The 10,612-nt window shown below is 70.6% G+C and carries 11 protein-coding genes; 6 read left to right on the top strand and 5 right to left on the bottom strand.

The window, feature by feature from the left end; translation table 11 throughout:
* Positions 1-62: 62 nt before the first annotated feature.
* Both ACEN8D_RS17725 and ACEN8D_RS17720 read right to left on the bottom strand, forming a co-directional pair.
* Positions 63-1,139, bottom strand: a complete 1,077-nt coding sequence (locus tag ACEN8D_RS17725; protein WP_070418441.1) for a BMP family lipoprotein — start codon at positions 1,137-1,139, stop codon at positions 63-65.
* Positions 1,140-1,348: 209 nt separating this feature from the next.
* Positions 1,349-2,464 carry a mannose-1-phosphate guanylyltransferase gene (locus ACEN8D_RS17720; RefSeq protein WP_070418440.1) on the bottom strand — a complete coding sequence of 372 codons (1,116 nt, stop codon included), beginning with the start codon at positions 2,462-2,464 and terminating at the stop codon, positions 1,349-1,351.
* A 256-nt stretch (positions 2,465-2,720) separates the two neighbouring features.
* Here ACEN8D_RS17720 and ACEN8D_RS17715 point away from each other — a divergent pair, with 256 nt between their 5' ends.
* From ACEN8D_RS17715 to ACEN8D_RS17690, 6 genes are all read left to right on the top strand, one after another.
* A complete protein-coding gene (locus ACEN8D_RS17715; protein WP_413461339.1) occupies positions 2,721-3,959 on the top strand; it encodes a glycosyltransferase family 4 protein in 1,239 nt (412 codons plus the stop codon).
* A 78-nt stretch (positions 3,960-4,037) separates the two neighbouring features.
* Complete coding sequence (sdhC, locus tag ACEN8D_RS17710; RefSeq protein WP_083414140.1) at positions 4,038-4,487, top strand: succinate dehydrogenase, cytochrome b556 subunit; 450 nt, start codon at positions 4,038-4,040, stop codon at positions 4,485-4,487.
* A gap of 11 nt (positions 4,488-4,498) precedes the next feature.
* The gene (sdhD, locus tag ACEN8D_RS17705) at positions 4,499-4,945 is read left to right on the top strand and encodes a succinate dehydrogenase, hydrophobic membrane anchor protein (protein ID WP_070418438.1); all 447 of its coding nucleotides are present in this window, start codon (positions 4,499-4,501) and stop codon (positions 4,943-4,945) included.
* A gap of 70 nt (positions 4,946-5,015) precedes the next feature.
* Positions 5,016-6,809, top strand: coding sequence for a succinate dehydrogenase flavoprotein subunit (gene sdhA, locus ACEN8D_RS17700; protein ID WP_070418437.1), 1,794 nt, complete (start codon positions 5,016-5,018; stop codon positions 6,807-6,809).
* A 1-nt stretch (position 6,810) separates the two neighbouring features.
* Positions 6,811-7,584 carry a succinate dehydrogenase iron-sulfur subunit gene (locus tag ACEN8D_RS17695; protein ID WP_071295792.1) on the top strand — a complete coding sequence of 258 codons (774 nt, stop codon included), beginning with the start codon at positions 6,811-6,813 and terminating at the stop codon, positions 7,582-7,584.
* Positions 7,585-7,659: 75 nt separating this feature from the next.
* Positions 7,660-8,304 carry a TNT domain-containing protein gene (locus ACEN8D_RS17690; RefSeq protein WP_070418435.1) on the top strand — a complete coding sequence of 215 codons (645 nt, stop codon included), beginning with the start codon at positions 7,660-7,662 and terminating at the stop codon, positions 8,302-8,304.
* Positions 8,305-8,378: 74 nt separating this feature from the next.
* On the opposite strand, the gene ACEN8D_RS17685 is transcribed toward ACEN8D_RS17690, so the two are convergent.
* The 3 genes from ACEN8D_RS17685 to ACEN8D_RS17675 form a co-directional block, all read right to left on the bottom strand.
* On the bottom strand, positions 8,379-9,074 hold the full coding sequence (locus tag ACEN8D_RS17685) for a DUF805 domain-containing protein (protein WP_413399746.1): 696 nt from the start codon (positions 9,072-9,074) through the stop codon (positions 8,379-8,381).
* Positions 9,071-9,595, bottom strand: coding sequence for a DUF805 domain-containing protein (locus ACEN8D_RS17680; RefSeq protein WP_413399747.1), 525 nt, complete (start codon positions 9,593-9,595; stop codon positions 9,071-9,073). The genes ACEN8D_RS17685 and ACEN8D_RS17680 overlap by 4 nt, the downstream gene beginning before the upstream one ends.
* A 72-nt stretch (positions 9,596-9,667) precedes the next feature.
* Positions 9,668-10,612 carry a quinone oxidoreductase family protein gene (locus ACEN8D_RS17675; protein ID WP_413399748.1) on the bottom strand — a complete coding sequence of 315 codons (945 nt, stop codon included), beginning with the start codon at positions 10,610-10,612 and terminating at the stop codon, positions 9,668-9,670.

Genomic DNA, 10,612 nt, shown 5'->3' with positions numbered 1-10,612 from the left:
GTTTCTGTGATCGACGCACGGAAACGCGGGCGAGGGAGGTTCCCCCGCCCGCGTTCACCGGACTACTTGACGGTCGCCTTGGTCTCGACCTTGATCGAGCCGTCGATGATGCCCGACTTGATGGTGTCGAGCTCCTTCTCGAGGCCGCTGTCGACCTTGTCGGCGTAGTCGTGGAACGGCGCGATGCCGACGCCGTCGTTCTTCAGCGTGCCGACGTACGGCTCGTTGGAGTACTTCTTGTCGGCGGCCTGCTCGACGACGTCCTTGACGGCGGGGCGCATGCCCTTCTCGACGGACGTGAACGCGATGTCCTTGTAGCGCGGGTCGGCCTCGTAGAGGTCGCTGTCCGCACCGATCAGGACGGAACCGTTGTTCGCGTCCTTGATGGCCTCGGCAGCCGACTGGTAGATCGGGCCACCGACGGGCAGGATCACGTCGGCGTCCTGGTCGATCAGGGTCTGCGCGACGGCCTTGGCCTGCGTGCCGGCCTCGAAGCCGCCCGTGAAGGAACCCTTCTGGCTGTCGACGTCCCAGCCGACGACCTTGACGTCCTTCGACTTCTGCTCGTTGTAGTACTTCACGCCGTCCGCGAAGCCGTCCATGAAGATGGTGACGGTCGGGATCTGCATGCCGCCGAAGGTGCCGACGACGCCGCTCTTCGAGTACGAGGCGGCCGCGTAGCCGGCGAGGAACGCCGCCTGCGAGGTGTCGAAGGTGATCGGCTTGACGTTCTTCGCGTCGATCGAGTTGTCGTCGATGATCGCGAAGTCGGTGTCGGGGTTCGCCGCGGCCTGCTTCTTCGTGGCGTCGGCGAGGTTGAAGCCGACGGTGACGATGAGGTTGCAGTTCTGGCCGATGAGCTGCTCGATGTTCGAGTCGTAGACGGTGGCGTCCTTGGACTCGGCCGACTTGTAGGTGGCACCGAGGTCGGACGCGGCGTCCTTCATGCCCTCGAACCCGAGCTGGTTGAACGACTTGTCGTCGAAGCCACCGGCGTCGGAGACCATGCAGGGGCGGAAGCTGGTCTTGTTGTCGCCGGACGCGGTGTCGGACGGGGCGGCCGAGCAACCGGCGAGGACGGCGACGGTACCGGCGAGCGCGAGGGAGCTCAGCAGGACCTGACGGGTACGAGATGTCACGGGTGGGTTCCTCCGGGGAGCGTGCCCGGACCACGTGCGTTCCGGGCGATCGTGGCGACAGTACACGACCGCCCGGCCGGTACAGAACGCCCCTGAGGGACTCCTGGGATCAGTTACGGGATCGCGACCGCGCCGAAACGCGCCCGTAACGCGAAGTCACGGATCTGCCCCCAGTTCGGGGGACGTCAAGCGCTTTTCGTGATGGAGCGCTACAGGACGTCGCCGCGGCCGCTGATCTTCAGTGCATCCACCACACCCTTGACGCGCTGCGCGTTCGCACTGGTGGTCACGAGCAGGGCGTCGGGCGTGTCCACGACGACGATGTCCTCGACGCCGATGAGCGAGATGAGCCGCTGGCTGTGCGAGACGACGATTCCGCTCGACGAGTCCGCGAGGATGCGAGCACCGTCCCCGAGCACCGCGAGGTTGTTCGCGCGGCCGCCGGACTGCAGCTTCGCGAGCGAGGCGAAGTCGCCGACGTCGTCCCAGTCGAAGTCGCCGGGGATGACCGCCATGCGCCCTGCGGCGGCGGCGGGCTCGGCGACCGTGTAGTCGATGGCGATCTTCTCGAGGTTCGGCCACACCGCGTCCACGACGGCACCACGGGCCGAGGTGTCCCACGCGTCGGCGAGCTCCTCGATGCCGGCGAGCAGCTCGGGCTTCGTCCGGCCGATCTCGGCGAGCAGCACGTCGGCGCGGGCGATGAACATGCCCGCGTTCCAGAGGTAGGTGCCCTGCTCGACGTACGAGCGCGCGGTGTCGAGGTCGGGCTTCTCGACGAAGGAGCGCACCGCGTGGGCGGTCGGGGCGCCCTCGATGCCGATCGGGTCGTCGTGCGCGTGGATGTAGCCGAAGCCGATCGCCGGCTCGGTGGGCGTGATGCCGATCGTCGTGATGTAGCCGGCGCGTGCGGCGACGACCGCTTCGCGGACCGACCGGCGGAAGCCCCGGGCGTCACCGATGACGTGGTCGGCCGCGAAGGAGCCGATGACGACGTCCGGCTCGCGGCGGCGCAGGATCGCCGCGGCGAGGCCGATGGCCGCCGTGGAGTCCTTCGGCTCGCTCTCGAGCACGACGTTGTGGTCCTCGACGCCGGGGAGCTGCGACTCGACGGCGACCCGGTGCGCACGGCCGGTGACGACCATGATCCGCTGCTCGCCGGCCAGGGGCGCGAGGCGGTCCCACGTCTGCCGGAGCAGCGAGGTGCCGGACCCGGTCAGGTCGTGCAGGAACTTGGGCGCGTCGGCACGCGACAACGGCCAGAGCCGCGATCCGATGCCCCCGGCGGGGATGATCGCGTAGAAGTCCTCGAGTGCGTCTGCCACGTGCTCACCGTACCGGTGCGGCCGGGCGCGACCTGGGTGGTTCCCGCACGCTTCCCGCACGCACGCGGTGCGGGAGTCCGCACACGGCCACCGCAGCCGGCCCGCCGGTCGTGCGCCGCGCCTCCAGTCCGTTCGTCCACCACCCGCGGACGCGACCGTCCACCGCACGCGGACGCGGCTGTTCACCGCCTGCGTGCCGGGCGTTCACGTCGGCGGCCCCGCGGGGACACGCCGTGCGCGGAGCATGGACACCGCCATGAACGCACGCAGCGTGGAGCGCGGCACGTCCCAACGGACCGTCGCCGTCGTGACCGAGAGCTTCCTGCCCACCCTCAACGGCGTCACCACCAGCGTCCTCGCGGTGCTGGACCACCTGGAACGCCGCGGTCACCGCGCGGTCGTCATCGCGCCGGACACCCCCGGCATCGCGCAGTTCCGCTCGCGGACCGCGGTGGAGCGGTACCGCTCCTTCGACGTCCACCGGGTCCCGGCCGTGGCGTACCGCCAGTTCCCGGTCGCGCTCCCCCACCCGGTGCTCGACACGATCCTCGCCGCCTCCGGCGCCGACGTGCTCCACGCCGCGAGTCCGTTCCTGCTGGGTGGGCGCGCGATCACGGCGGCCGGGAGGCTCGGCATCCCCTCCGTCGCCGTCTTCCAGACCGACGTGGCCGGGTTCGCCCGCCGCAACGGCCTGACCGCGACCGTCCCGTTGGTGCGGAAGATCCTCGGACGCATCCACGCCGGAGCCTCGCTGACGCTCGCGCCGTCGAGCGCGACCGCGGCGATGCTCGCCGAGGACGGCGTCCCCCGCGTCGCGCGCTGGGGCCGCGGCGTCGACACCGAGCTGTTCCACCCCGCGCGCCGCTCGTCGGCGCACGTGCGGGCGCTCCGGCGGCGGATCGCCCCGCGCGGCGAGACCATCGTCGGGTACGTCGGGCGGCTCGCGCCCGAGAAGGAGGTCGAGCGGCTCGCGGAGCTCGGCGGCATCCCCGGGATCCGGATCGTGGTCGCGGGCGGTGGTCCCTCCCGGGCCGCGCTCGAACGGCGCCTCCGCCACCTGGACGTCACGTTCACCGGTCCGCTCCGCGGGGAGGCGCTCGCGGACGCCTACGCGGCCCTGGACCTGTTCGTCCACACGGGACCGGCGGAGACCTTCGGCCAGACCCTGCAGGAGGCGCACGCCAGCGGGCTGCCGGTCGTCGCGCCGAGCGCCGGCGGCCCGCTCGACCTCGTCGCGCCGGGACTCGACGGCGAGCTGTGGGACCCGGACGAGCCACAGGCCCTGCGTCGAGCCGTCCTCGCCCTGCACCACGACCGCGCCCTGGCCGAGCGGATGGGCTCCGCCGGGCGGCTCCGGGTCGAGGGGACGACGTGGGAGGCGATCGGCGACGAACTGCTCGACCACCACGACACGGCCCGCACGATCGGCGCGCCGCCCGCCACGACGCGGGGTGCCCGGACCGGTTGGCACGAGAAGGTCAGCGCACGCGCATAGGATGGGTCGTGTTCCACACGAACACGAACGGCAAGGGCTCGCCGATCGGGCGAGCCCGTCCTATGGGAGGACGAGCTCATGGCCGAGCAGACCGCAGGGGGTACGGCGACCGCCGCACCCCAGGTGACGATCGAGGCGCCGCGCGCTTCTCGGACACCGCAGGGAACGCTCTACCGGGGGTCCACCGGCATGTGGTCCTGGGTCCTGCACCGCATCACCGGTGTGGCGATCTACTTCTTCCTGCTCGTGCACATCCTCGACACCGCCCTCGTGCGGCTCTCCCCCGAGGCGTACAACGCGGTCATCGGCACGTACAAGACGCCGATCATGAACCTCGGAGAGATCGCGCTCGTGATGGCCATCGTCTTCCACGCGTTCAACGGGCTCCGGATCATCCTCATCGACTTCTGGTCGAAGGGCCCGAAGTACCAGCGGGCGATGTTCTGGATCGTGATCGTCCTCTGGGCGATCGCCATCGCCGGCTTCCTGCCGCGCCAGCTCATGAACCTCGTCGCGGACTTCAACTAGGGGGCATCCGGATGACCACGCAGACCATCGAGCCCCCGCGCTCGGCAGCAGCAGCCCGCCGCTCCACCAACTGGGAGAAGTGGGGCTGGATCTACATGCGCGGCTCGGGCGTCCTGCTCGTCGTGCTGATCTTCGGGCACCTCTTCGTCAACATGGTGGCGGGCGAGGGCGTCAAGCAGATCGACTTCGCGTTCGTCGCCGGCAAGTGGGCGTCGCCGTTCTGGCAGGTGTGGGACTCGCTCATGCTCGTCCTCGCGCTGATCCACGGTTCGAACGGCATGCGGACGATCGTCAACGACTACGTGTCGAAGCCGGGCATCCGCAAGACCCTGCTCGTCGCGATCCTCATCGCCTGCGTCGTGCTCATCGTGCTCGGCCTGCTCGTGTGCTGGACGTTCGACCCGTGCCCCGCCGGCGCAGCCGCCGCGGACCTGCCGTCGTTCTGCCCGGCCCAGTAGCCGCAGCACGCGTCCTCGACCTCGCCGCCGCATGCCCCTGCCGGCGCGGCACCACTCCTGAAAGGCCCCAGTGACCGAGACCACCGTTCACCACCACCAGTTCGACATCGTCATCATCGGCGCGGGCGGTGCCGGCATGCGTGCCGCCATCGAGGCCGGCCCGAAGGCGAAGACGGCCGTCATCTCGAAGCTGTACCCGACGCGTTCGCACACCGGTGCGGCGCAGGGCGGGATGGCCGCGGCGCTCGCGAACGTCGAAGAGGACTCGTGGGAGTGGCACACCTTCGACACGATCAAGGGCGGCGACTACCTGGTCGACCAGGACGCCGCCGAGATCCTCGCGAAGGAAGCCATCGACGCGGTCATCGACCTCGAGAACATGGGGCTGCCGTTCAACCGCACGCCCGAGGGCAAGATCGACCAGCGGCGCTTCGGCGGTCACACCCGCGACCACGGCAAGTCCCCCGTCCGCCGGGCCTGCTACGCCGCGGACCGCACGGGCCACATGATCCTGCAGACGCTGTTCCAGAACTGCGTGAAGCTCGGCGTGAACTTCTTCAACGAGTTCTACGCGCTCGACCTCATCATGGTCGACGTCGTCGGCGAGGACGGCGTCACCCGCAAGCAGCCCGCCGGTGTGGTGGCGTACGAGCTCGCGACCGGTGACCTCCACGTCTTCCACGCCAAGGCGATGATCTTCGCCACCGGTGGCTTCGGCAAGATGTACAAGACCACCTCGAACGCGCACACCCTGACCGGCGACGGCGTCGGGATCGTCTGGCGCACCGGCCTCCCGCTCGAGGACATGGAGTTCTTCCAGTTCCACCCGACCGGGCTCGCCGGCCTCGGCATCCTCCTCACCGAGGGCGCCCGCGGTGAGGGCGCGATCCTCCGCAACGCCTCGGGTGAGCGGTTCATGGAGCGCTACGCCCCCACCATCAAGGACCTCGCCCCGCGTGACATCGTCGCCCGGTGCATGGTGCAAGAGGTCGCCGAGGGCCGTGGCGCGGGGCCGAACAAGGACTACGTGCTGCTCGACTGCACGCACCTCGGGGCAGAGGTGCTCGAGACCAAGCTCCCCGACATCACCGAGTTCGCGCGCACCTACCTCGGTGTCGACCCGGTCGTCGAGCCGGTGCCCGTCATGCCGACGGCGCACTACGCGATGGGCGGCATCCCGACCAACACCGACGCCGAGGTCCTGTACGACAACACCACGGTCGTCCCCGGGCTCTACGCCGCCGGCGAGTGCGCCTGCGTGTCCGTCCACGGTTCGAACCGCCTCGGCACCAACTCGCTGCTCGACATCAACGTCTTCGGCAAGCGCTCGGGCAACAACGCGGCCGAGTGGGTCAAGACCGCCGAGTTCCTCCCCCTGCCCGAGGACCCGGCCGCCGGCGTCCGCGACATGCTCGCGCAGCTCCGTGCCTCGACCGGCACCGAGCGCATCGCCGTGCTCCGCAAGGAACTGCAGGACGAGATGGACAAGAACGCGCAGGTGTTCCGCACCGACGAGTCGCTCGCCCGCGTCACCGAGACCATCCACACGCTCCGGAACCGCTTCCTGCAGGTCTCCGTGCAGGACAAGGGCAAGCGGTTCAACACCGACCTGCTCGAGGCCGTCGAGCTCGGGTTCCTGCTCGACCTCGCCGAGGTCGTCGTGTACTCCGCCCGGAACCGCAAGGAGTCCCGCGGCGGCCACATGCGCGACGACTACCCGAAGCGCGACGACGAGAACTACATGCAGCACACCATGGCGTACCTGACGGGCGACCCGCACTCGTCACTCGCCGACGACCACATCACCCTCGACTGGAAGCCAGTCGTCGTGACGCGGTACCAGCCGATGGAGAGGAAGTACTGAGATGACCGACACCCTGGTCTCCGACGCACCCCGCACCGACACCGTGCAGGACGCCCCTCCCGGATCGTTCCCGGTGACGCTCATCATCCGCCGGTTCGACCCGGACGTCGACGACGAGCCGCGCTGGCAGGACTTCGACGTCATGATGCTGCCGACCGACCGCATCCTCGACGCGCTCCACAAGATCAAGTGGGACCAGGACGGCTCCCTGACCTTCCGGCGCTCCTGCGCGCACGGCGTCTGCGGCTCCGACGCGATGCGCATCAACGGACGCAACCGGCTGGCGTGCAAGACGCTGATCAAGGACCTCGACGTGTCGAAGCCGATCTACGTCGAGGCGATCAAGGGCCTGCCGCTCGAGAAGGACCTCGTCGTCGACATGGAGCCGTTCTTCAAGTCCTTCCGAGAGGTCCAGCCGTTCCTGCAGCCCGCGACCGCCCCCACCCCGGGCAAGGAGCGCATCCAGTCGGTGGCCGACCGTGCGCGCTTCGACGACACCACGAAGTGCATCCTCTGCGCCGCGTGCACGTCGTCCTGCCCGGTGTTCTGGACGGACGGCCAGTACTTCGGCCCCGCCGCCATCGTGAACGCGCACCGGTTCATCTTCGACTCGCGCGACGACGCGGCCGACGTCCGGCTCGACATCCTCAACGACAAGGAGGGCGTGTGGCGCTGCCGCACGACCTTCAACTGCACCGACGCCTGCCCGCGCGGCATCCAGGTCACGAAGGCGATCTCCGAGGTCAAGCAGGCCGTCATGCGGGGCCGGGCCTGACGACGTCGCCGGGACGGGGCCGACGCTCGGCTCCGTCCAAGGCACGTCAGGGGCACCACCGATAGGCTCCGCTCCATGACCTTCGCGGACACGCGCCCCATCCTCGACCAGCTCGGCTACACGATCCGCTACGTGCAGCTCCCCGGAGAGACCCTGCACGAGCCCCCGGTCGAGGGCGCGCTGCGAGTCGTCGCGGTCGAGGGCACGGGCGACTTCGCGCTCGAGGTCGTCGACTACGGGACCGCACGGCGTCTCGCGACCGCCCGGGGCGAGGCGGACGCGGTCGAGATGCTCCGTCGCTTCCTCAACCGGCCGTTCCCGGCGCCGAAGGACATCCCCCGGTACGAGCTCGACGGGCTTCGCGACCGGGCGGCGTCGACGTACCCGCAGCTCGCGCAGCAGGTGGCGCAGGCAGGCGAGCAGGGCCTCACGATCCAGGTGCCGGCCGGCGTGCCGGTGGACCGCGTCGGTGGCCCGGACGGCTACCTGCTGCACCCGCTCGACACCCCGCTGCCGCAGCGCTCGCTGCCGCCGCACGTCGCGTCGGCGCCCGAGACGCACCGCTACCTGGTCGAACGGCCGTTCCTGGTGACGGTCCGGTTCGTCCAGCCCTGGTTCGACCAGCCCGGAGGCGCGTTGCGCTTCCAGACGGCGGATCCGTCCGTCACGGTGCGCGACCTGGTCGTGGACGGTTCGCTCTCGCGGCTCCGGGTGGTCTGACCCGCGCCCCGACCGCAGCACGACGAAGCGGCCCGCCCCCTGCCGGGGCGGGCCGCTTCGTCGTGGTCGTCGCGCTACCCGAGGTCGGGGCGGTCGTACTGCGCACCGGCCGGGTTCGACTCGAGGGCGCCGAAGACGATCCCGGCGATCCCGACGAACAGCGCGATGAGCCAGAACGGTCCGGCCAGGTTCGCGTCGTGCACCCGGCGCCACCCCAGGGCCAGGCTCGGCACGATCGTCGCGAGCCACCAGAGCCCCCAGACCCCGCCGATCAGCAGGGCGACGACGGGCGGCCCCACGGCGTCGGACCGTGCCACGCCGTACGCGTCGGTCGAGGTGTTCGCCGCGATCCACGAGAACAGCGCGACGAGGTAGGCGCCGAGGAAGACGAGGTTGACCAGCCCGTTGGCGAGCGCCCAGAACCAGAACTCGCTCCGGCTGGCCCGCCCGTCGAACCGCGCGTACTTCTTGAAGAAGCGCGTGGCGGCGTCGAGGAAGCCGATGCCGTACCACGGTGCCCAGAGCGGGGGCGTGCCGTCCGGCCCGACCGGGATCGGGGGCTGGAGCTGCGCGTACGGCTGGCCGTACGGCGGGAACGTCTGGCCGTACTGCTGGCCGTTCTGCTGCCCGTACGGCGCCGAGGGCTGGCCGTATGGCTGCCCGGCCGGCGGCTGCTGCCCGTAGGGCAGCGAGGGCTGGCCGTTCGGCTGCCCGGCCGGCGGCTGCTGCCCGTCCGGCTGTCCCCACCCGGGTTCGCCGCCGGTCGTCATCGCGAACCGGTCGGTCGGTCGAACCGGGCGCCCTGCGGGTTCGACGGCAGGAACATCATGATGAACACCGCGACCCAACCGAGGAACGGGATGAGCAGCAGCAGCGCGAAGAGCCCGCTGATGTTCGCGTCGTGGAGGCGTCGCACGATGAGCGCCAGCGTCGGGATGATGAGCGCGAGTCCGACGACCCAGAAGGCCGTCCCGGCGAGCGGGTTGGTCGACATCGTCGAGAAGCCCACGTACGTCGAGGAGGTCGTGGTGGTCGTCGTGCCGGTGGCCGCCGTCAGGATGCCCGTGATGATCGACGCCACGATCCAGATGATGGCGCTCCAGAGGTACCACCACCAGTACTCGCTGCGGCTCGCGCGGCCGCTGAACGTCGCGTACTTCTTGAAGAAGCGCGAGAACGCCTTGCCGAACGAGATGCCGTACCAGGGCGCCCAGATCGGCGGCTCGCCCCCGGGCCCGGTCGGTGCGGGCTGCTGGCCGTACGGGTTCTGCGGCGGGTACTGGTCGGTCATGGGTCCCCCTCGGGTGTTGGCTGAAGTACGAGTGCGATTCAACCAGAACGCCCCGGCCACGTCCGCGCCGGGTCAGGGGACGAGCGCGAGCTTCCCGCCGGGGTGCTGCGACTCGAGCACCTCGGCCGCGGCCTTCGCCTCGGCGAGCGGGAACGTCCGCGCGACGGGGACGGCGAGCTGCCCGTCGCCCGCGAGGTCGATGAGTCGCTGCCGCACCGAGTCGCGGAACGCCTTGCTCTCCGGCTGGGCTCCGCCGATCGCCCGGATGCCGTCGGCCCCCGCTCGACCGAACGCGGCGATCGTGACGATGCGCGACCGGTCCGCGACGAGCGCGAGCGAGACGTCGACGGCCTCGTCGGTCCCGACGCAGTCGAGCGCCACGTCGACGCCGTCGCCCGTGCCGTCGGCCACGAGTGCCCGGACCCGGTCCTCGAGTCCGTCGCCGTAGGCGATCCACTCACCGCCGAAGTCCGCGACGGTGTCGGCGTTGCGCTCGGAGGCGGTGCCGATGACCCGCGCCCCGAGGAGGCGCAGCTGCTGCAGGAGGCTGACCCCGACGGCACCGGCGGCACCGTGCACGAGGACCGTGTCGTTCCCCGAGGCCCGGGTCACCCGGAGCATGTCCGCGGCGGTGGTGCCGGCGAGCAGGAGGTTCGCGGCTTGGGGGAAGCCGAGGGCCGCGGGCTTGGCGAACACGTCCCGTGCCGGCACCGTGAGTCGCTCGGCCCAGCCACCAGCGACCCGGAACGCGAGGACCTCGTCACCGACCGCTCCCCCGCCGGACGCGATCTCGGTGTCCGGACCGACGGCGCTCAGGACGCCCGCGACCTCGTAGCCGATCGCGATCGGCAGGTCCGACGGGTCGCCCTGTCGGGTGTGCTTCGTGTCGGCGGGGTTCATGCCCGCGGCGCGGACGTCGATCGTCACCTCGCCGGGCCCCGGGGCCGGCACCTCGGTCTCGACGTACTCGAGGACTTCGCTGCCGCCGAACCGCGGGGCCACCCAGTGCTTCGTCAT

Source organism: Curtobacterium sp. Curtsp22 (assembly GCF_059492135.1).
Note: the sequence above shows the minus strand (reverse complement) of the source record. Positions and strands in the feature narration are given on the sequence as shown.